Below are 21,558 nucleotides of genomic sequence, written 5' to 3'. Positions count from 1 at the left end.
ACGCAGCCCCATACATCGCAGACCACGCCCCACCGGCATCGGCAGAACCCCACCCCGAACCCACCGACCGCTCGAAATCATCCGCCGCAGCGAACGTCACGGCCGAGACCGAGACCTCCTGGGAGCTCGTGTTCACCGCCCCGAAGGAATCGGTGACCGTCAGCGACACCGTGTACGTCCCCGCCGCCGCGTAGGTGTGAGAAGCTCCCACACCGCTGGAAGGTGCGCTCCCGTCGCCCCACTCCCACGCGTACTCGAGGGACGCGCCGTCGGATGCCGAGGACGCGGTCGCGTCGACGGACACCCCCAGGCCCGCTGTGGCCGCGGTGAACGAGGCGACCGGCGCCACGTGGCTGACCGAGACGGTGCGTGCCGAAGCCGCCTGTCCACCTCGGTCGTCCGTGACCGTCAGCGTGACCGTGTAGTCGCCTTCGGCGGCGTACACGTGCGATGCGGTCGATCCCGAACCGTCGGGTGTTCCGTCACCCCAGTCCCAGCTGTACTCCGCGATCGTTCCGTCGGGGTCGGATGATCCCGACCCGTTCACGGTCGCCGTCAGGCTGTTCACGACGGCATCGAAGGCCGCGCTCGGCAGCTGATTCGGCGCCGCGACGTTCACGGGTTGCGTGACGGAGCGGCTCAGCCCGGCCTCGTCGGTCACCGTCAGGGTGACGTCGTAGGTGCCGGCGCCGGCGTATTCGTGAGTCACCGTCACGCCCGTGCCGGTCGCCCCGTCGCCGAAGTCCCACTCGTAGGACTCGATGGCTCGGTCATCCGGGCTGGTCGAGGCCGACCCGTCGAAGGATGCGAGGAGGTCGGCCGACGAGGACGTGAACGCCGCGGTCGGGGCCTCGAGGCCGAGACCGGCCGCGTGATGCGCGAGGACCTGCGACGCCGAGAGCGCACTCGGATAGACGGCGGCCTCATCGAGCGCTCCGTCGAACCAGTTCGACGTCGGCCGGTTCGGCCACCCGCTGAGGTTGTCTCCGCCGATCCGCCAGTAGCCGGAGTAGTTCTGGGCGGTCGTGACCGACGGGTCGCTGCCCGCGAGCTCGCCGTCCACGTAGAGCGAGATGCCTCCCGCGCCCTGGGTCGCGACCGCGTGATGCCACTCGTTGTCGTTGTAGGACCCGGTCGTAGACACCGTGCGCGACGAACCCGGATAGACGCCGAACGTCAGCCTGCCGTTGTTCTGCATGTAGATGTGCCGATCATGGCTTCCCGATGTCCCCGTGCGGGAGTTGCCGTAGCCGATCAGCTTGCCGCCCCGCGTCGTCGAGGTCTTGAACCAGATCTCCACCGAGAACTCCGCACCGGGTGCGACGCGATCGCCCGCCGTGACGCGACCGTTGGAGGTTCCGTTGAAGTCGGACGCGCTCTGGCCGGTGCTTCCCTCCACGGCCCCGGGCTCCACGGAATCCACACCGCTCCCCTGGACCAACGGATTCGAGCCGGCCCAGTCCTCCGTGATGTCGCCGAGGGGATAGTAGAGGGATGCCCCGTCGTCGAGCACGGTGTCGGCGTAGAGCGAGACCTCGCCGTCGGCGACCTCGACGCTCACGGGCGCGCTGGTGACGGTGTTGCCGTCACCGTCCGTCGCCCTCACGCGGTAGGTCTGCGTCGAACCCGGGTCGAGGCCCTTCTCCTCGAGGATGATGTTCGTGGTGTCCCACCACCGCGACACGATCTCGCGGGTGGTCACCGGCTGTGCCACCCCGTCGCGCAACAGCTCGTACGTCACGTCGCGGTCGTCGCGGTCCCAGTTCATCGGGATGGACAGCCTCACGCGCCCCGGCGTGAGCGAGCGCGCCGTCGGCTGCCACGACGTTCCCGATAGACGCGGACCCTGATTCTTCCCCGTGCTCGGGTTCGTCGCGAAGCGCACGATCCCCTGGTACCGCTGGTTGTTGACCGTCGTGAACTCGCCGGCGACCGAGATGTACTGACCGGCTCCCGTGATCGACAGACCGGCCTGGCCGAGGCCCGACGCCGTGCCGACCGTGAAGTCCGGGAACCAGCTGTAGACGGCCGGCGAGGGGGTGCCCTCCCAGCTCTGATAGAGCGACCCCGTCGAAGGGGAGCGGGTGAGCGTGCCGCGTGCGTCGGTCGTGTACGCCTCGACGTAGCGGTACTGACGCGTCGGCATCTCCGGCCAGATGCCGACCGTGTCGCACTGGTGGGTGTGGCTCGTGGTGTACACGGCGCTGCCATTGGAGTAGACGCCGTAGTGGTCGCCGTGGCAGTCGGCCACCCAGCGGACCGCGCCGGTTCCCGCGTCGGCGGCGAAGGTCCCCTCGAGGTTGCCGACCGAGGCGTTCGCGAAGACCCAGCCCGTCCCGTAGACCCCGGTCGCGTCGGTGGAGAGGGCGAAGATGCCGGCACGACCGGCGAACTCGCCATCGTTCCAGCCGTTGCGGATCGAGGCGGGAGCCTGCCAACCGGTGAAGGTCGCTCCCGTCGCCGGGTCGAGCGCGGCGAGACCGCGCTGAACCGCGCCATTCACCTGATAGAAGCGACCGCCCGCGATGAGCCGGCCGGTCCCCGGTTCGACCACGAGGGCGTCCACCTGCAGATCCGACGTGGGAGCCCATGTCTGGAGAGCGCCCGTGGCAGCGTTGAACGCGGCGAGGTTCTGACGCGCGACGTTGTTCGCCTGTGTGAAGCTTCCCGCGACGTAGACGGTTCCGGCCGTGACCGCGATCCCGTAGACGCCCGCGCCCCCCACGGACGGGACGAAGCCCCCGACGAGCTGGCCCGTCACGGCGTCGAGCGCGGCGACGTTCCACCGCGTCTGACCGTTGACGGAGTTGAACGAGCCGCCGATGTAGATGCGCGTGCCGTCCGGAGACGCGGCGATCGAGCGGATGACACCGTTGACGGAGGGAGCGAACGAGAGCAGCGCACCCGTCGTGATGTCGTACGCCAGGATGTTCGTTCGCGGCGTCAGGTTCGTCCCGGGCGCGGCGAGCGGTGCGCGCGCGTTCGAGAAGCTTCCCGCCGCGTACACCGTGTTCCCGATCGTCGTCTGGGCCCAGACGTAGCCGGAATCGATCTGGACCGTCGGGAGCGGATCGGCGGTGACGATCGAGTCGTCGCGCTGCAGGAACGGCGCGGGCGAGGGCAGGTCCGCGGCGGATGCCGCGGTGCCGGCGAAGAGCACGGTGCCGGCGACGATCATGGCGGCGCTGGTGACCATGGCGGCCAGCCGACGAAGGTGGCGCGTGGACGCGTTCATGCGATCTCCCATGATCAGGACGTGCGTCCTGTGAACAGCGCGACGGGCTCCCCGGCGGCGTGACTGACGATGACGGTGACGCCGCGGTCGTCCGCGGGATCGAGCATGAAGACGTAGGTTCCCTCGGCGCTCGCGCCCGGAGCGAGCTCGCCGCTGAGCGGGCTGCCCGGCCCGGCGGTGGTCGGGATACCCAGACCGCCGTCATCGGTGGTGACCGAGACGACGGCGGAATCCACGGACGACGCCGCGTCGGAATCGTTGCGCGCCGTGACCGTGACCGCGATCGCCGGTCCCGACACCTCGCCGGGAGTGGCGGCCTCGACCGTGATCACCCGCAGGGCGGAGACGGCGAGCACGACGCCGGTGTCGAGCTCGATCGGCTCGTCGAGCGGCGCCGAGACGGTCGGCAGCGGCGCCGCGGCGCCACCGTCTTCGGGATCGTCGGTCGGCATGCCGGTGGGCGTCGGAACGGGCGAAGAGATGCTCGCCGGCGCGACCGAATCGAGAGCGGCCGGCGCTCCCCCCGAGCATCCCGTCAGAAGGATGCAGAACAGTGCCGCGGCCGCAACGGCGGTACCGCGGTCGAAAAACGCGTCGCCCCCGCGACGCGAGTCGTTGAACGACCTCACGTGTGATTCCCCAGTTTCCCCAGTTGGGCGACCCCCCAGTTGGTCACCCTGCGGTGAGTGTAGGGCACCCACCGCGTTTTGTCGACGCCCGAGCGGGCGCGATCTCAGGCGGGTTCCGCGACCCTCTTGCGTTCCTCCCTCGCGGGTGCGGGCGAACCGATGATGAGCGCGGCGAGCCGCCGCATCGCGGCATCCACCTCGCGCACCGTCGCAGCATGGGCCTTCGACCCCGCGTTGTGCCCGTCGAAGATGTTCAGCGGATCGGTGGCGACGCGCGACCAGGGGAGCCGCCGTCGAGGATGCACGAGCGGTTGCAGGCCGCGCTGCGTGTCGAGGTACGCCGCGAATGCGGACACCGCTTCGACCCCTGCGATCTCGCCCTCGCGCCGGTATCCCGCCCCCAGGATGAGCGCCTCGTTCATCGTGAACGTGCGCTCGCGCACCTCTGGAGCAAGTCGCGCGATCGTCGAACGGCTCGAACGGGACGCGGTGAGGATCAATCGCGCCTGCGCGAGTTTGTGGGGCGTCACGCCGCTCGGACGATGCGCGCGGACGCGCTCGCTCCATCGCTCGCCTTCCTGCCGCGCGGCGACCGCATCGCACACCTCCGACTCCTTCGCGGGGCGCACGCCGGCGCTGCCGACCCGGACGGATTCGAAACGCGGATCGCGGGAGAAGACGTCGTCGAGAGTGAACTCCGCCATGGGCGAGCGGCAGACGTTGGCCGTGCAGACGGTCAGGATCGACGCTCGCGTGGACTTGGTCATCACGATGCTCCAGTTCGGTCGAAGGTCGCCTCGGATCGTTCGGGGAGCCCGATGCGGGGCAGGCCGCGTGCTGTCAGCAGCCGGCGGCCGTCGCGGATGCCGCGGACGTATGCACGCCAGGGCGGCAGCGTCACGAGCTGGCGGCGGCCGCCCTGCAGCAGGATCGCGTAGGACACCCGCGGCGTCGCGCGCAGCCATGCCGCGGATCCCGCCGCGTCGAGGTGCTTGGCCGCGTACAGCAGGCGGTTGCGGATCGAGTAGTAGTAATAGGTCTCCGACTTGGCACGCCCCGACGCCGCATCGTCGTGTGTGCCGCCCTCGTCGTGCGTCGCGACCGCGTCGGCGAGCAGGATCCTCCCGCCTGCGTCCATGACGCGGTGGGAGAGATCCACGTCCTCCCAGTAGAGGAAGTAGTCCTCGTCGAAACCACCGACGCGGCGCCACAGGTCGGCCGAGAGAGCCAGGCACGCGCCGGTCGCCCATTCGCGTCGGGGCCGCCCGGCGCGGGAGTCCCGTCGGGATGCCCCGGCGATCGACCCGTCGTCGAGGTACAGGTCCGCCCCGCCGAACCATGGCCGGCCCGAGGAGTCCACGATGCGCGGCACGACCAGGGCGGCGGGGTCCGCGGCCGCCGCCGCGACGAGGGTCGCGAGCGCATCGTGCTCCAGGAAGGCATCGGGATTGAGCGTGACGACGACGTCCGCGCCCTCGGCGATCGCGAGGTTCGCCCCCGCGTTCACGCCGCCGCCGAATCCGGCGTTCTCCTCGAGCAGCACGGCGCGCCACCCCCGTGCGTCCGCGAGCGCCCGCACGCGGGCCCGTTCGGCGTCGCTGCTGAAGCAGTCGACGACGACGAGACGACAGCGGGAGGGCAGCTCGAGTCGGGCGGCGTTGCGCGCGAGCAGCTCGCTCGAGCCGTAGTTGACGATGACGAGCGCCGATCGGCTCATGTCGCAACCCGGTCGAGCGCGCGGATCTCACGGAACCACTTCACGGTCGCCAGGGCGAGGAACGCGCCGTTGGCGACCAGCAGGAGCGTGTAGACCCAGAGGAAGCCCGTCGTCCAGCCCCACAGGAGGAAGACCAGGCACAGCAGACCGTAGTCGGTCGGGACCAGGAGCATGGAGCGCGCGAACGTGCCGCCGCCGCGAGCGTGCGTCGAGGCGACGCCCTTCTTGCCCTTCAACAGGTCGTTCAGCAGCATGCCGAAGAAGCTCACGACCGCCACGACCGAGAAGAGCAGGGGGACGACGAGCCAGGCCGAGTCCCGGTACGGCGTGTGCAGCCACAACGCGACGAGGACCACGAGGTGCAGCGACGCGATCTTCACCGCATCCACGAAGTGATCGAGCCACTCCCCGGCGAGGGAACCCCCTCCCCGCAGACGCGCGAGCTGCCCGTCAGCGGAGTCCCAGGCGTAGCCGAGGGCGAGCAGCACAGCGACGACGACACCCGTCCACGCCTGGGCGGGCGCGACCGCCAGCACCACGAGCCCCACCAGCGTGTGGGCGGCGCTGACGAGCGTGACCTGGTTGGGCGTGAGACCCCATCCGTGCGCGAGCGTCGCGAGGACGCGCCCCGCGCGGCGATTCACGTAGACGGAGTACCCCGGCGCCCCGCGCGCGTGTCCCTTCTGCGCGGCGGCGAGCCGCCGGTACGACACGGCGAACGTCTCTGACATGCCAGACCCCCATCTCATGCACGTCGATGGGAGTAGAGCATAGGGCCTCGGTCGCCCCGCGCGCACGGTCGGAGATGGCAGACTGTGCACCCATGGGGGAGAAGAAGGGGATGTCGCGGCGTGCCGTGACGGTGATGCAGTCGTTCGGCGCACCGCGTCCGACGAGCAATCCGTACGTGCATCTGCTGGACCGCGCGCTCGCGCGGACGGACGGGATCGACCACCTCCGGTTCGACCGCCGCCGGGCGCTCTTCGGCCGATACGACGCGCTCCACTTCCACTGGCCGGAGACCCTCTTCGGCGGCGGGAACCGCATCAAGGCGGCCGCGCGAACCCTGTACGCGACGGCGCTCGTGGCGCGGTTGAGCCTGGGACGCATCGCCGTGATCCGGACGGTCCACAACCTCGAGCTGCCCCGGGACGTCACGGCCTGGCAGCGACGGCTGCTGGTGCGCATCGATCGGGTCGCAGACCATCGCATCGTGCTCAACGAGAACACGCCCGTTCCGCCCGGCGCGGCATCCACCCTCGTGCCCCACGGGCACTTCGGCGAGTGGTTCCGCGACGCGCCCGCCCCGGCCCCGCAACCCAGGACGCTCGGCTTCGTGGGGCTCGTACGGCGCTACAAGGGGGTGGAGGAGCTGCTGGCCGCCTTCGCGGAGACCGCCCCGACGCACCCCGACTGGTCGCTGCGGGTGTCGGGCAATCCCACGAGCGGGGCGCTGGGCGAAGAGGTGCGGGGGCGCGCGGCCACGGACCGGCGCGTCTCCACGGATCTCAGATTCCTCTCCGAGGATGACTTCGCGAGCGCCGTCCGTTCGTGCAGCGCGGTCGTGCTGCCCTACCGGCACATGCACAACTCGGGCGCGGTCCTCGCGGCCCTCTCGCTCGGGCGACCGGTGCTCGTCCCCGACAACGCCGTGAACCGGAGCCTGCGCGACGAGGTCGGTCACGCGTGGGTCCACCTCTACCACGAGGACATCTCGGCCGACGCCCTTCGGGCGCTCATGGCCGCCGTCGGCGACGGGCCGCCCGCCGGATCGCCGACGCTCGACGCTCGCGACTGGTCGGCGGCGGGCCTGCGTCATCGCACGGCCTATCGCCTGGCCGTCCGCGCACGGCGGAGTCGCGGTCGTGGCTGACCCGGAGCGACCGCGCGTCGCGATCGCCGTGCCCACCTTCCGGCGTGCGGCGACGCTCCGGCGTCTGCTTCCCCTGCTCTCCGAGGAGATCGCGGCGACGACGGAGGTATCGGCGTCCGTGATCGTCGTCGACAACGATCCGGAGCGCTCGGCCGAAGCGATCGCGCGGGAGGCGGCGTGCGACTATGTCGCAGAACCGCGCCGCGGCCTGAGCGCCGTGCGCAACACCGCCCTGACCGCAGCCCGCGACCGGGGAGCCGTCGCGGTCGCGTTCATCGACGACGACGAGACCCCCGAGCCCGGGTGGCTGGCGGCGCTCGTCGAGCCCTGGCTCGCGGGCCGGGCGGACCTCGTCTCCGGCGAGGTGATGTCCGTCTTCGACGGCCCCGTCGACCCGTGGCTGAGCGCGGGCGGCTTCTTCCGGCGGGTGCGCTTCCCCGCCGGCGCGCGCATGCAGGCGGCGCCATCGAACAACCTGCTCATCGATCTGCGGACCGCGACACGGCTCGCGCTCGCGTTCGACGAGAGGTTCGGCGCCACCGGGGGCGAGGACATCTATTTCACCCGGCAGGCCGCGCTCCGAGGGGCGCGCATCGTCTCCGCCCCCGACGCCCGCGTGCTCGACCCGGTCGCGCCGGAGCGGACCCGGCGGGGATGGGTGCTGCGGCGTGCGTACCGGGTGGGGACCACGACCGCGGCCTGCGACGTCCTGCTGGAGGACTCCGTTCGAGGACGCGCGCTTCGCCGTCTCGGCTGGGCGGGACGAGGCGCGGCGCGCTCCGCCGCAGGCGCGTTGCGCTGGGCGTGGGGACGGCTGAGTCGGTCGGTCGTCCACGACGCACGCGGGGCGCGTCTGGCCGCCCGCGGGGCCGGAATGGTCTCGGGCGCCCTCGGCCTCCGCTACCGCGAGTACTCCCGCCGCGAGGTGTGACCTCGCGCGAGGACCGCTACACTGGCCGCAGCACGGCTGGGGAGCCGGGCCGCTCGGCTGGGGAGCCGGGCATCGGGGAATCTGGGGAATCCACATGCGACAGCGCATCGGCTACGCCGCGGGAGCGTTCGACCTCTTCCATGTCGGGCATCTGAACATCCTTCGCCACGCCAAGGAGCACTGCGACATCCTCGTCGCCGGCGTCGTCAGCGACGAGATGCTCCGCCAGGTCAAGGGGATCGAGCCGGTCGTCCCGACCGCGGAGCGAGCGGAGATCGTCCGCGGAATCCGCTTCGTCGACCGGGTGCACATCGAGACGACGCCGTCGAAGCTGGATGCCTGGCACGACGTCGGCTTCACTCACTTCTTCAAGGGCGACGACTGGCGCGGCACCGAGAAGGGGGCCGCGCTGGAGCGCGACTTCGCGCACGTCGGCGTCGAGGTCGTCTACTTCCCCTACACGGCTCACACCTCGAGCTCGACGCTGCGACGGGCGCTCGATCTGATCACGGCCGGGGCGGGTGACCCGGGCGCGCGCACGGCCATCGTCTGAACTCCTCGCCGGAGCCCGGCCTCCGGATCCCTCGTAGGCTTGTCGTCATGACTTCTGTGAATCCCGACACGATCACCATGTTCGGTGCCACCTGGTGCGGCGACTGCCGTCGCACCAAGAGCCAGCTCGACGGCCTGGGCGTCGCGTACACCTACGTCGATCTGGAGGCCGACCCGGCGGCCGCCGATGTCGCGCGCGACATCTCGGGTCGCACGAACATCCCCGTCGTCGTCTACCCCGACTCGTCGCACCACGTCGAGCCGACCAACGCCGACGTCGAGACGAAGCTGCGCGAGCTCAACCTCCTCTGACGCGCGCCGGCCGCGCCGGCTCAGCTGCCGCGTCTCGTGAAGGCGGGCGGCAGGGTCCCCGTCGAGCACGGGCGTCGCGGTCAGCGAGCGGCGAAACGGTCGGTGGCGGCCACGAGGGCGGCCTGGATCGAGGGCTCGGTCGCGGAGTGCCCCGCATCGTCGACGATGACCAGCTCGGCCTCGGGCCACGCACGGTGCAGGTCCCACGCGGTCATGGCGGGGGTGCACACGTCGTACCGCCCCTGGACGATCACCGCCGGGATGCCGCGGAGCCGCGCGGCATCCTCGATCAGCTGCCCCTCCCGAAGCCAGCCGCCGTGCACGAAGTAGTGGTTCTCGATGCGGGCGAAGGCGGTCGCCGCGTCGGCGTCGGTCATCGAGGCGACGAGCTCGGGATCGGGCCGGAGCGTCAGGGTCGAGGCCTCCCACGTCGTCCACGCGAGCGCCGCCGGACGGTGCACGGCAGGATCGGCGTCGAAGAGACGGCGGTGGTAGGCGTCGATGATCCGGGAGCGCTCCAGCACCGGGATCGGGGCGACGAACCGTTCCCAGAGATCGGGGAAGATCGCCTCGGCGCCGCCCTCGTAGAACCACTCGAGCTCGACCCGGCGCAGCGTGAACACTCCGCGCAGGACGATCTCGGTCACCGACTCGGGATGAGTCTGCGCGTAGGCCAGCGCCAACGCGCTGCCCCAGGAGCCGCCGAAGACCTGCCACGCCGTGATGCCGAGGTTCTTGCGCAGCATCTCGAGGTCGGCCACGAGATGCCACGTGGTGTTGTGTCGAAGGTCGGCGTCGGGCGCGCTGGCGTGCGGAGTGCTCCGCCCACATCCGCGCTGATCGAACAGCACGATCCGGTACTTCTCCGGGTCGAACAGCTGCCGCTGCCACGGCGAGGTGCCGGCCCCGGGCCCGCCGTGGAGGAAGACGACCGGCTTGCCGTCGGGGTTGCCGCTCTGCTCGACGTACAGCCGCTGACCGTCGCCGACGAGCAGCTCACGGGTGTCGTACGGCTCGATCGGCGGATACAGGGGCGAGGAGGCGCCCGATGCACCGCGTGATTCCATTCCGTCACGGTATCGCGTGCCGGGCCCCGCGGCGGGTTGCCACGTCGCGCCCCGAGGCGCGCACCTGACGTCCCGCGCGGCGCGCAATAGGGTCTACATCATGACGCACACGACGGTGACCATCACGGGCGCGGGCGGTCAGATCGGCTACGCGCTCCTGTTCCGGATCGCCGCCGGCGACATGCTCGGGGTCGACCGCCCGCTGCGACTGCGGCTCCTCGAGATCCCCTCCGGGATCCGGGCCGCGGAGGGCGCAGCCCTGGAGCTGCAGGACTGCGCGTTCCCCCTCCTTCATGGCATCGAGGTCACCGACGACCCGCGCGTGGCGTTCGAGGGGTGCGACATCGGCATGCTCGTGGGCGCGCGGCCGCGCGGGCCCGGCATGGAGCGCGCCGATCTGCTGGCCGCCAACGCGGGCATCTTCGGCCCGCAGGGGGCCGCCATCGCCGCCACCGCGGCACCGGATGTGCGCGCCGTCGTCGTGGGCAACCCCGCGAACACGAACGCTCTGATCGCGGCCGCCGCGGCCGACGGCGTGCCCGCCGATCGCTTCTCGGCGCTGACCCGCCTCGACCACAACCGAGCTGTCGGTCAGCTCGGCGCCGTGCTCGACGCGCCCGTCGAGTGGATCCGCGATGTCGCGATCTGGGGCAACCACTCCGCGACGCAGTTCCCCGACGTCAGCCATGCGACCCTCGCGGGACGCCCGCTCTCCCGCGTGCTCGCGGAGCGCATGGGAAGCGTGGGGGATGCCCTGGCATGGCTCGACGAGGTCTTCATCCCGCGTGTGTCGGGGCGCGGGGCCGAGATCATCCAGGTGCGCGGATCCTCCTCCGTCGCGTCGGCGGCCAACGCCGCCATCGAGCACGTCCGTGACGAGGTGCACGGCACCCCGGGCGGGTGGACTTCGGCGGCCATCGTGTCGCGCGGCGAGTACGGCGTGCCGGAGGGGCTCGTGTGCTCGTTCCCCGTCGCATCCGACGGCACCGGCTACCGCGTCGTGGAGGGGCTGACGATCGACGAGCGGGCCCGATCCCGGATCGACGCCTCGGTCGCCGAGCTGATCGACGAGCGCGACGCGGTGCGCGCTCTCGGATTCGCCTGATCGATGGAGCTGCTGCTCGTCATCGTCGTCGCGGTCGTCACGATCGCGGTCGTCACCGCCGTCGCCCCGCGCCTGGGGGTCGTCACCCCGCTCGCTCTCGTCACCGTCGGGGTGGTCGTGAGCCTCCTCCCCTTCGTGCCCGACTTGCTCGTCGACCCGGAGTGGATCCTCATGGGGATCCTGCCTCCCCTGCTCTACTCGGCGGCTGTCTCGCTGCCTGCCATGGAGTTCCGCCGCGACTTCACGGCGATCAGCGGGCTCTCCATCGCGCTCGTGCTGCTCACGTCGTTCGCGCTCGGGCTGTTCTTCGCGTGGGCCGTTCCGGGTCTGGGCATCGCGCTGGCGATCGCCCTCGGAGCGATCCTCAGTCCCACGGATGCCGTGGCCACCTCCATCGTCAAGCGCCTCGGCATCTCCCCCCGTGTCGTCACGGTGCTCGAGGGGGAGAGTCTTCTCAACGACGCGACCGCGCTCGTCCTGCTCAGCTCCGCCGTGGGCGCCACCACCGGCACGTTCGTCCTCGGCGAGGGCGTCCTCGACTTCCTCTGGGCGGTCGTCGTCGCCGTCGGCATCGGCCTGATCGTGGGGCTCGTGAGCCTGCGGCTGCGGGCGCTGATCTCCCACACCGCCGCGAACACCGCCCTCGGCGTGGTCGTGCCGTTCCTGGCCTACCTCCCCACGGAGCAGGCGGGAGGGTCTGGGCTCGTCGCGGCGGTCGTGGCGGGGATCGTCACGGGGCAGGGCGCCGCGCGGTGGTTCACCCCGGAGCAGCGGCTCTCCGACAGGGTGAACTGGCGCACCGTCGAGGTGGTGCTCGAGGGTGCGGTCTTCCTCATCATGGGTCTCGAGCTCTCCGCGATCCTCGGCGAGAACGAGCGTGCGCTGGGCGGGTTCGCCCATGCCCTCGGCCTCGCGGGCGCGGCGGTGCTCATCGTGCTGGCCGTCCGTGTCGCCTGGGTGACCCCGTTCATCTGGCTGCAGTCGCGCCGTGCGCGGCGCCGGTTCGGAGGGCGCACGATGCTGCGCCGCTTCGAGAGCCGCATCGACACCGCCCAGGCGCGGGATATCGCACACTCGACCGCCCGAGGGCGCCCGTGGCACCGCGCCCGGCGCCGCGTGCGCCGCGCGCTGGCCGACCTCGACTACTTCGAGGCGTCGCCCCTCGGATGGCGGCACGGGACGATCATCGTGTGGGCCGGCATGCGCGGCGCGGTGACGCTGGCGGCAGCCCAGACCCTCCCCCGCGACACCCCCAGCCGGGCGCTGCTCGTGCTGGTGGCCTTCCTCGTGGCCGCCGGGACGCTCCTGCTGCAGGGCGGAACGCTGGCGTGGCTGACGCGGGTGCTCGGGCTGGGAGGAGAGGACCACGACCGTCCGTCGCGAACCGAGCTCGACGCGCTCAACGTGCACCTGCACGAGGCGGCCTCCCGCACCCTCGCCGATCCGGCGCTGCGGCGGGGCGACGGGGAGCCCTTCGATCCGGTCCTCCGCGATCGGGTCGCCCGGCGATGGTCGGCGCCGCGCGAGGATGACCTGTCCGCGAGCGCCCATGAGGTGCTCGAGCTGCGGCTGGCCGCGATCCGCGCCATGCGGGTCCGCCTCGTGGAGATCAGGGGCGACGGCGACTACGGGTCCGCGACGCTCCGGCACGCGCTCGACGAGCTCGACGCGGAGGAGCTGAGTCTCCAGATCCGCCTCGACAGGGCATGACCCCGGGCCCCGGCTCGGGCAGAATGGAGCGAGAGTCCGGGGAGGCATCATGATCGACGAGGCGAGCATCGCAGGCGCACCGCATCGTCATGCCGCCGCCCCGACGGCCGACACGGCCCCGCTCACGCTGCCGCACGCGGCCGCCGAATGCCCCAAGTGCTTCGTCGAGCTGCAGCGGGACCGCCACTGGTGGCAGGCCAGGCCCGCCGGCGCACGACTGGTCGGCTTGGTCGTCTCCCGCCCCGGGATGCCGTCGGTCGTCCAACAGCGCGACGAGCTGACCCGCTTCGGCGTTCCCATCGAAGGCTTCCGCCACCCCTCCCCCGAGATCCTCGAGGAGTGGTCCGCTCGCCTCGACCGCTTCTTCGCGACCCTCGTCCGCGGCGACGTCCTCGTCGTCGCCAACGTCCACGCTCTGGGGCGGGACATCGACGAGGAGTCACGGGCGGTCGCAGACCTGCGCGCGCGGGGAATCATGGTCAAGGTCCTGGAACACGGCGGCCGGCACCTGTTCGACACCGGCCGCTGATCCGACGACGGCGCATCCCCCGCACCACCGTCACCGATCGGCGCCGAGGTAGTCCCGCAGGTGTCGGCCGGTGAGCGTGTCGGCCTCGATCAACTCCGCCGGGGGGCCCTCGAACACGACGCGTCCGCCGTCGTGTCCTGCGCCCGGGCCGAGATCGATGACCCAGTCGGCGTGCGCCATGACGGCCTGGTGGTGCTCGATCACGATGACGGTGTTGCCCGCGTCGACGAGCCGGTCCAGCAGCCCCAGCAGGGTGTCCACGTCGGCGAGGTGGAGTCCGGTCGTCGGCTCGTCGAGCACATAGACCGCCCCCTTCTTCGCCATGCTGATCGCGAGCTTGAGGCGCTGGCGCTCGCCGCCGGAGAGGGTGTTGAGGGCCTGGCCCAGCGTGATGTACCCCAGGCCCACGTCGATCATGCGGGCGAGCGTGGTGTGCGCGGGTCCTCGCGGGAAGAACTCCGCCGCCTCGGCCGCCGACATCGCGAGCACCTCGGCGATGTTCTTGCCGTCGAGCGTGTATTCGCGCACCCGCTCGCTGAAGCCGGTGGTCTCGCACACCTCGCAGGGGGTTTCGACGGTGGATTGGAAGCCCAGCTCCGTGACGATCACGCCCAGCCCCTTGCACGCCGGGCACGCCCCCTCGGAGTTGGCGCTGAAGAGGGAGGGCTTCACGCCGTTGGCCTTCGCGAAGGCGGTGCGCACGGCATCGAGGACGCCGGTGTACGTCGCGGGGCTCGATCGTCTCGACCCCTTGATCGGCGCCTGGTCGACCACCACGACGTCATCGAACGCCGGCACGTTGCCGTGGATGAGCGAGGACTTCCCCGAGCCGGCGACGCCGGTGACCACGGTGAGCACCCCGAGGGGGATGTCGACGTCGACGTCCCTGAGGTTGTGCTGCGCGGCCCCGCGCACCGGCAGCGCACCCGACGCGGCACGCGGTGCGCGATTGAGCGGCGCCCGGTGGTCGAGGTGCCGGCCCGTCAGCGTGCCGGAGGCGCGCAGACCCGCGACATCCCCCTCGTACTGGATCCGCCCGCCGTCGCGTCCCGCGCCCGGCCCGAGGTCGACGACATGGTCGGCGATCTCGATGACCTCGGGCTTGTGCTCCACGACGAGCACCGTGTTGCCCTTGTCGCGCAGCTGCCGCAGGAGCGCGTTCATGCGTTGGATGTCGTGGGGGTGCAGGCCCGCCGTCGGCTCGTCGAAGACGTAGGTGATGTCGGTGAGGCTGGATCCGAGATGGCGGATCATCTTGGTCCGCTGCGCCTCGCCGCCCGAGAGCGTGCCGCTCGCGCGGTCGAGCGACAGGTATCCGAGCCCGATGTCGACGAAGGAGTCCACCGTGTCGCGGAGGCCTTCGACGAGCGGGGCGACCTCGGGGTCTTCCACCGTGCGCAGCCACGCCGCGAGGTCGGTGATCTGCATCGCGGCCGCGTCGGCGATGCTGATGCCGTTGACCTTCGACGACCGCGCGCCCTCGTTCAGGCGGGTGCCGTCGCAGGCCGGGCACGGCAGGAACTTCACGGCCCGATCGACGAAGGCGCGGATGTGCGGCTGCAGCGAGTCCCGATCCTTCTGCAGCATGCTCTTGGTGACCTTGGGTACGAGCCCCTCGTAGGTCATGTTGATGCCGCCGATCTTGACCTTGGTGGGCTCCCGGTAGAGGAAGTCGGCGCGCTGCTGGTCCGTGTAGTCCTGGATCGGCAGGCGCGGGTCGACGAACCCCGACTCGGTGAAGCCCTTCACCATCCACCCGTCGGCGCTGTACCCGGGGATCGTGATCGCCCCGTCCGCGAGCGACTTCGTCTTGTCGAAGAGCTCGTCGAGATCGATGTCGCGCGCCTCCCCGAGGCCCTCGCACTCGGGGCACATCCCGCCGGTGATCTCGAACGACCGCCGCTCCTTCGTGCCTCTCTTCGCCCCCGTCTGGATGGTCACCGCCCCGGCGCCCGATATCGAGGGCACGTTGAAGGAGAACGCCTGCGGCGAGCCGACGTGCGGCGTGCCGAGGCGGCTGAAGAGGATGCGCAGCATCGCGTGCACGTCGGTCGCGGTCCCGACGGTGGAGCGGGCGTTGGCCCCCATCCGCTCCTGGTCGACGCGGATCGTGGCGCTGAGGTTCTCGAGCGCGTCCACGTCGGGCCGCTGCAGCTGCGTCATGAACTGCTGCACGAAGGTCGGATAGGTCTCGTCGATGAGGCGCTGCGACTCGGCGGCGATCGTTCCGAAGACGAGCGAGGACTTTCCCGACCCGCTGACCCCGGTGAAGACGGTGAGGCGACGCTTGGGGATCTCGAGGGAGACGTCCTTCAGGTTGTTCTCCCGCGCGCCCACCACACGGATGACTTCGTGACTGTCGGCGATGTGCTCATGCGGCTGCTCTGCCATGGCGCCTCCCTCTCGGGCACCAATATGCCGCATCCCGCGGACAGCGACTATCCGCGGGATGCGTGCGGGGCGGGCCTCAGACGCGCGGGTCGTCCGGAGCGGATGCCTCGCGCTGCGTCACGCGGGTGCCCGAGGCCGGGTCGACCTGCGTGCGCTCCGTGGAGCTGATGCTGCGGCGGCGCGCCAGAAGGGCGATCCCGATGATCGTGACGACGGCGCCCGCGGCCATGAGGATGTAGCCGACGGTCCTGATCTCGATCCAGCCGAGGTCGAGGTTGAGCGCGAAGGCGCAGATCGCGCCGATGGCGAAGAGGAAAATGCCGAAGCCGATGCTCATCGGTGTACTCGCTTCCTGGTCGAGGACGGCGCCCGACGCGCCGCCGACGACAGTACGGAAGAACCGGCCCGAGAGGCAGCCGGTTGCGCTGCGCACCCCCGATGCGGTAATTACGCCCGTCGAGCGGCCTTCTCCGGTACGGGCGCCTCACCCGACGCCTGCAGTCGTGCGTAGTACTCGCGGGCCTCGTCCTGGCGCTGCTTCTCGGCGCCGGACGCGATCGGCGCGCGGACGTGCTCGGGTGCGTAGCCGAACGCCTCGACGAGGTCGAGGGCGTGGGGGCGCAGCCGAGCGCACAGACGGTCGATATAGGCCGAGACCGCCGACGCGCGCTGGGCGGAGAGTCGCCCGTTGATCAGGTGCCATGCGAGGTGCTTCTCGATCAGCGACAGGCCGAAGAGATCGCGCAGCCACGTCAGCACCTGGCGGGTCCCCTCGCCGTCGGCGCGGTTCACCGCGTCGGTGAAGGCCTCCCACTGCAGGAGCTCGCCGTGGGCGCGCGCCGCCTCGATGAGCTCGGACTGGTTCTGGTTGAACAGCTCTGCCGCCTCGGCCGGCGGAAGCTTGGGGGCGGGACGCAGGCGCGCCGCCACATCGGCGACCATCTGCTCGACCCTCTCGGTCAGCAGCTGGTGCTGCTGGTCGGCGCGCAGGCCCCGCTCCACCGAGCGGGCGACCTGACCGAGATCGCCGACGGCCTGCCCGAGCTGGCGCAGGCCCGCCCCGTGGAAGACCTTGCCCGCCGTCTGGCCGACCGCGTAGGCGGCGAGGGCCCTGGCATCCTTGCCCTTGAACTGCTTGGCGTAGTCGCTGAGCAGGCGCTTGCCCACCAGCTGGAGGAGGACGTTGTTGTCGCCCTCGAACGTGGCGTAGATGTCGAGGTCGGCACGCAGGCCCACGAGCCGGTTCTCGAACATGAAGCCGTTGCCCCCACAGGCCTCTCGCGCCTCCTGCAGCGTGTCGAGCGCGTGCCAGGTGGAGAGGGGCTTGAGCGCGGCGGCGAGGGTCTCGAGGTCTTCGCGGTCGGCGTCGCTGTCGGCGGCGCCGCTGAAGACGGCGTCGAACTTCTGCAGGAACTCGTCGTGCGCGAAGATCTGCGCGTAGGTCGTGGCCAGGCGCGCCAGCAGACGGCGCTGGTGCCGGCCGTAGTCGAGCAGCACGACCTCCTCGCTCCCCCCGCCCGAATCGAACTGCCGGCGCTGGGTGGCGTAGGTGATGGCAATGTGAAGGCCCAGTGCCGAGGCCCACGCCGCTGCGCCGTCGAGCGAGACGCGGCCCTGCACGAGGGTGCCGAGCATCGTGAAGAAGCGGCGGCCGGGGGTCGCGATCGGGCTCGAGTACGTACCGTCGGGTGCGACGTCGCCGTACCTGTTGAGGAGGTTGGTGCGGGGGATCCGTACCTGGTCGAAGTGCAGGCGACCGTTGTCGATCCCGTTCAGCCCGCCCTTGAGCCCGTCGTCCTCGCCTCCGATGCCGGGGAGGAAGTCGCCGTTCTCGTCGCGCAGGGGCACGTAGAAGCAGTGCACGCCGTGGTTGACGCCGTTGGTGATGAGCTGGGCGAACACCGTCGCAGCGATGCCGTGAAGGGCGGCGTTGCCGAGGTAGTCCTTCCAGGCGCCCCGGAACGGCGTGTGGATGACGAACTCCTGCGCCTCGGGATCGTAGGTCGCCGTCGTGCCGATGGCCGCGACATCCGACCCGTGTCCCGTCTCGGTCATCGCGAACGCGCCCGGGATGTCGAGGTTCATGATGCCGGGCAGCCACTTGTCGTGGTGCTCCTTCGTGCCCAGCTGCAGCACGGCCGAGCCGAACAGGCCCCACTGCACCCCCGACTTGATCTGCAGGCTCGGGTCGGCGACCACGAGCTCCTCGAAGCCGGCGATGTTCGCGCCGTTGTCGGCCTCCCCGCCGTATTCGACGGGGAAGGCCCGGTGCACGCCGCCGTTCTCGACGAGGAGGTGGAGCTGGCTGAGCACGCGCTCCCGGTGCTCGTCCATGCCGAGGCCGTCCACGCGCCAGAAGGCGGGGTCCTTGAGCATCTCGCGCGCCTCGCGGCGCGTGTCGGCCCACGTGCCGAGCAGCATGTCGGTGACGCCCTCGACGTCGATGCGCGGCTCGGATGCCTCGGCGGCGCTGTTGGGCGCAGGCGTGGCGCCGCCTGCGGGCGTGCGCGCGGCGGTGGCGGGCTTGTTCGGACGGACGGCGGCGTCAGCCATGGGGCATCCTCTCGACGCGGAAAGGGGGTGTTCCTCGATGGTAGGACTGCCACAACGATGCGGGAACTCGACTGTGGGGTAGCGCCAACTTCCGGGGGCGCCGTCGGCCCGTTGACTTGTGGCGAGCCCACAGCCCGGGGCTCCGGGCATCGCGCGCGCTCGGACCGGGACTCCGGCCGTGGCACCCTCAGGCGGCGGCGATGACGGCGAGCACGGCCTCGCCGTAGGCCTCGCGCTTCTTCTCCCCGATCCCCGAGATGCCACCGAGTTCCGCCTCGCTCGATGGGCGGTGCTCGGCGAGCGCGCGCAGGGTCGCGTCGCCGAAGACGATGTAGGCCGGCACTCCCTGCCGCCTCGCCTCCTCGGCGCGCCATGCGCGCAGCGCCTCGAAGAGCGGCTGGTCGGCCTCGTCGAGCGACGCGGATGCCGCGGCCCTGCGCCCTCGGGACGATACGCCGCCTCCCCCGCGGCCCAGTGTGTCGCGCCTGAGGGCGACCGCGGTCGAGCCCGTGAGGACCCCCGTGCTCGCCTCGCTCAGGGCGAGCGTGCCGTAATCGCCCTGAGCGACGAGGATGCCGCGCGCGAGCAGCTGCCGGATGACGCTGCGCCAGTCCTGCTCCGTGAGATCGGCGCCGATGCCGTACGTCTTCAGCTCGTCGTGCCGCTGCTGCGCGATGCGCTCGGTGCGCGCCCCCCGGAGGATGTCGATGAGGTGCCCCGCGCCGAACGCCTGCCCCCGCTCTCGCTGCAGCCGCACGATCGTCGAGAGCAGCTTCTGCGCCGGGACCAGGCCGTCCCATGTCTCGGGCGGGGTGAGGCACGTGTCGCAGTTGCCGCACGGATCCGACCCCTGTCCGAAGTATCCGAGCAGGTTCTGTCGGCGGCATCCCACCGTCTCGCACAGGGCGAGCATCGCGTCGAGGTGCTGACCGAGGCGCATCTTGTAGGTGCGGTCGCCCGGGCTCTGGTCGATCATCCGCCGCTGCTGCACGACGTCGCCGAGGCCGTAGGCCATCCACGCGACGGAGGGCTCGCCGTCGCGACCCGCGCGCCCCGTCTCCTGGTAGTACCCCTCGACCGACTTGGGCAGGTCGATATGGGCGACGAAGCGCACGTCGGGCTTGTCGATGCCCATGCCGAAGGCGATGGTCGCGACCATGACCACGCCGTCCTCGCGCAGGAACCGCGACTGGTGCGCGGCCCGGACACCGGCGTCGAGGCCCGCGTGGTACGGCAGGGCGTCGATCCCCTGCGTGCGGAGGAACTGCGCCGTCTGGTCGACGCTCTTGCGGCTGAGCGCGTAGACGATGCCCGCCGCGCCCTCGGGCTGCGCCCGCAGGAACGAGAGCAGCTGCTTGCGCGGCTCGACCTTCGGCTCGATGCGGTACTGGATGTTGGGGCGGTCGAAGCTGGCGACGAAGTGCCGTGCCTGCGGCATCCGCAGGCGCTCGGCGATCTCGCGGTGGGTCGCCGGGGTGGCCGTGGCGGTGAGGGCGAGGCGCGGCACACCGGGGAACCGCTCGGCGAGGTCGCCGAGACCGAGGTAGTCGGGGCGGAAGTCGTGGCCCCACTGCGACACGCAGTGCGCCTCGTCGATGGCGATGACGCTCAGCCGCCCGCGCTGCAACAGCGCCTGCGTCGCGGAGGTGTTGAGCCGCTCGGGCGCGACGTAGAGCAGGTCGAGCCTGCCCGCGAGGTAGTCGCGCTCGACCTGGGCGCGCTCGGCGGCGGCCTGGGTGGAGTTGAGGTACGCGGCGCTCACCCCGTTGGCGCGCAGGGCGTCGACCTGGTCGTGCATGAGCGCGATGAGCGGGCTCACGACGAGGCCGGTGCCCTCGCGCACGAGCGCGGGGATCTGATAGCAGACGCTCTTGCCGCCGCCCGTGGGCATCAGTACGACGGCGTCGCCGCCCGCCGTGACGTGATCGATGATGGCCGCCTGCTCGCCGCGGAATGCGTCGTATCCGTAGACGGTGCGCAGCGCCTCGATGGGGGTGTCGTGGCGTGCCGGGGTGGGCGTGGGGGCCGGGGCGGGCGGGGCGGATGCCGGGCCCTCACCCGCGAGCAGCGCCCGATCCTCGGGCGGGGGAGCGTCACCCTCCGGCGGAGCCCAGTCGTCGGGCGGGATCCAGGCGTCCTCGGGGGGCGCCCACTCCTCGGGGGGCTCGCCCCACGGAGCGGAGTCGGGATCGCTGGGCGGCACCCGTCGAGTGTAACGACGCGCCCCGACATCCGGCCCCGATCCCTTCGGGGTCACGCCTCAGGCGAAGCCGCCCCCGGCGTCGAAGCCGCCCCCGAATCCCCCGCCGAAGCCGCCGTCGTATCCGCCGCCGTCCCCGTACCCCGCGGAGTGCTCGCCGCCGTACCCGCCCGCGTGCCCGGCGCCCGCGGCGTCCGTCGCCGCGAGGTCCGACACCCACTCTGGCTCGCCCGCGAGCATGTCCGCCCCCGCACCGTGCGCGAAGTACGAAACGACGACCGCCGAGAGGATGAAGTGCTGCGCCATCGCCGCGGTGATGGCGTTGGCCTGCAGGCTGTCCTCGAACGCGCGCCGGGGATCCTCGGCGGTGCCCGCTCCGGTGCTCGCTCCGGTTCCGGAGCCGTCGCGCTCGCGCACCGTCGTCCCGCCGTTGACCCCGGATATCCTGCGCAGCACGCCGGCCATGAGAGCCGGTCGTGGCCTCCCGGCCTGCTCCTCTACGGACATGAAGGGTCGCAGGCGATCGAACATCTCGCGCCGCTCACGCACCGAGAACTCCCGGAACGCGGCTTCGTGCGCCTTCTCGATCACTTCGGCGGGAAGCGTGTTCAGCAGATACACGTACCGCGACATCCGCTCCTCTTCGCTGAGGGCGGCATAGGGCTCGTGCCGCCGGCGTCTGAACAGGGCCATCACGACCACCCCCGAAGCGTCCGTTTCGGGCCACGCTACGCCGGGCGGGCCCGCGACACCA

General features: G+C 71.3%; 18 protein-coding genes. 7 read left to right on the top strand and 11 right to left on the bottom strand.

Features of this window, described 5'->3' with window-relative positions:
* From ACIGCK_RS00845 to ACIGCK_RS00825, 5 genes are all read right to left on the bottom strand, one after another.
* Positions 1-3,235 (bottom strand): PKD domain-containing protein (locus ACIGCK_RS00845; protein WP_396663048.1); only part of this gene is annotated, 3,235 nt, incomplete at its 3' end.
* A 14-nt stretch (positions 3,236-3,249) separates the two neighbouring features.
* Positions 3,250-3,864 (bottom strand): hypothetical protein, encoded by a 615-nt coding sequence (locus tag ACIGCK_RS00840; protein WP_330170921.1) that lies wholly within the window; start codon positions 3,862-3,864, stop codon positions 3,250-3,252.
* 104 nt (positions 3,865-3,968) lie between these two features.
* Positions 3,969-4,631 (bottom strand): hypothetical protein, encoded by a 663-nt coding sequence (locus ACIGCK_RS00835; protein ID WP_396663046.1) that lies wholly within the window; start codon positions 4,629-4,631, stop codon positions 3,969-3,971.
* Positions 4,631-5,581, bottom strand: a complete 951-nt coding sequence (locus ACIGCK_RS00830; RefSeq protein WP_396663044.1) for a glycosyltransferase family 2 protein — start codon at positions 5,579-5,581, stop codon at positions 4,631-4,633. The genes ACIGCK_RS00835 and ACIGCK_RS00830 overlap by 1 nt, the downstream gene beginning before the upstream one ends.
* The gene (locus tag ACIGCK_RS00825) at positions 5,578-6,312 is read right to left on the bottom strand and encodes a CDP-alcohol phosphatidyltransferase family protein (RefSeq protein ID WP_396663042.1); all 735 of its coding nucleotides are present in this window, start codon (positions 6,310-6,312) and stop codon (positions 5,578-5,580) included. Before ACIGCK_RS00825 ends, ACIGCK_RS00830 begins: the two co-directional genes overlap by 4 nt.
* A 92-nt stretch (positions 6,313-6,404) precedes the next feature.
* On the opposite strand from ACIGCK_RS00825, the gene ACIGCK_RS00820 reads away from it, so the two are divergent.
* From ACIGCK_RS00820 to ACIGCK_RS00805, 4 genes are all read left to right on the top strand, one after another.
* Positions 6,405-7,454 (top strand): glycosyltransferase, encoded by a 1,050-nt coding sequence (locus ACIGCK_RS00820; protein ID WP_396663040.1) that lies wholly within the window; start codon positions 6,405-6,407, stop codon positions 7,452-7,454.
* Entirely contained in the window at positions 7,447-8,385 is a 939-nt protein-coding gene (locus tag ACIGCK_RS00815) for a glycosyltransferase family 2 protein (RefSeq protein WP_396663038.1), read from the top strand. Before ACIGCK_RS00820 ends, ACIGCK_RS00815 begins: the two co-directional genes overlap by 8 nt.
* A gap of 94 nt (positions 8,386-8,479) precedes the next feature.
* Positions 8,480-8,938, top strand: a complete 459-nt coding sequence (locus ACIGCK_RS00810; protein WP_330170915.1) for an adenylyltransferase/cytidyltransferase family protein — start codon at positions 8,480-8,482, stop codon at positions 8,936-8,938.
* Positions 8,939-8,985: 47 nt separating this feature from the next.
* On the top strand, positions 8,986-9,249 hold the full coding sequence (locus ACIGCK_RS00805; protein ID WP_396663037.1) for a glutaredoxin domain-containing protein: 264 nt from the start codon (positions 8,986-8,988) through the stop codon (positions 9,247-9,249).
* An 80-nt stretch (positions 9,250-9,329) separates the two neighbouring features.
* On the opposite strand, the gene pip is transcribed toward ACIGCK_RS00805, so the two are convergent.
* A complete protein-coding gene (gene pip / locus ACIGCK_RS00800; protein WP_396663035.1) occupies positions 9,330-10,316 on the bottom strand; it encodes a prolyl aminopeptidase in 987 nt (328 codons plus the stop codon).
* Positions 10,317-10,416: 100 nt separating this feature from the next.
* On the opposite strand from pip, the gene ACIGCK_RS00795 reads away from it, so the two are divergent.
* From ACIGCK_RS00795 to ACIGCK_RS00785, 3 genes are read left to right on the top strand one after another with little or no spacing between them, the layout of a single operon-like run.
* Complete coding sequence (locus ACIGCK_RS00795) at positions 10,417-11,421, top strand: malate dehydrogenase (RefSeq protein WP_396663033.1); 1,005 nt, start codon at positions 10,417-10,419, stop codon at positions 11,419-11,421.
* Positions 11,422-11,424: 3 nt separating this feature from the next.
* Positions 11,425-13,131 (top strand): cation:proton antiporter, encoded by a 1,707-nt coding sequence (locus ACIGCK_RS00790; protein ID WP_396663031.1) that lies wholly within the window; start codon positions 11,425-11,427, stop codon positions 13,129-13,131.
* Positions 13,132-13,180: 49 nt separating this feature from the next.
* Positions 13,181-13,660, top strand: a complete 480-nt coding sequence (locus tag ACIGCK_RS00785; RefSeq protein ID WP_396663029.1) for a dehydrogenase — start codon at positions 13,181-13,183, stop codon at positions 13,658-13,660.
* Between the two features lie 30 nt (positions 13,661-13,690).
* Here the strand turns inward: ACIGCK_RS00785 and ACIGCK_RS00780 are convergent, their stop codons facing one another.
* The 5 genes from ACIGCK_RS00780 to ACIGCK_RS00760 all read right to left on the bottom strand — a co-directional run bounded on the left by ACIGCK_RS00780 (position 13,691) and on the right by ACIGCK_RS00760 (position 21,497).
* Positions 13,691-16,051 (bottom strand): ATP-binding cassette domain-containing protein, encoded by a 2,361-nt coding sequence (locus ACIGCK_RS00780; protein WP_396663027.1) that lies wholly within the window; start codon positions 16,049-16,051, stop codon positions 13,691-13,693.
* A gap of 76 nt (positions 16,052-16,127) precedes the next feature.
* Positions 16,128-16,484: a DUF6458 family protein gene (locus tag ACIGCK_RS00775; RefSeq protein ID WP_396663025.1), complete on the bottom strand. Its 357-nt coding sequence runs from the start codon at positions 16,482-16,484 to the stop codon at positions 16,128-16,130.
* Between the two features lie 14 nt (positions 16,485-16,498).
* Positions 16,499-18,604 (bottom strand): acyl-CoA dehydrogenase, encoded by a 2,106-nt coding sequence (locus ACIGCK_RS00770; protein ID WP_396663024.1) that lies wholly within the window; start codon positions 18,602-18,604, stop codon positions 16,499-16,501.
* Positions 18,605-18,791: 187 nt separating this feature from the next.
* Positions 18,792-20,807 carry a DNA helicase RecQ gene (recQ, locus tag ACIGCK_RS00765; RefSeq protein WP_396663022.1) on the bottom strand — a complete coding sequence of 672 codons (2,016 nt, stop codon included), beginning with the start codon at positions 20,805-20,807 and terminating at the stop codon, positions 18,792-18,794.
* A 57-nt stretch (positions 20,808-20,864) separates the two neighbouring features.
* Positions 20,865-21,497 (bottom strand): hypothetical protein, encoded by a 633-nt coding sequence (locus ACIGCK_RS00760; protein ID WP_396663020.1) that lies wholly within the window; start codon positions 21,495-21,497, stop codon positions 20,865-20,867.
* Positions 21,498-21,558 lie beyond the last annotated feature (61 nt).

Origin of the sequence: Microbacterium sp. NPDC078428 (assembly GCF_044542535.1) — a bacterium.
In the GTDB taxonomy this organism is placed as follows: domain Bacteria; phylum Actinomycetota; class Actinomycetes; order Actinomycetales; family Microbacteriaceae; genus Microbacterium; species Microbacterium limosum.
The sequence above is the reverse complement of the archived record's forward strand: the minus strand, read 5'-3'. Positions and strand labels throughout refer to the sequence as shown.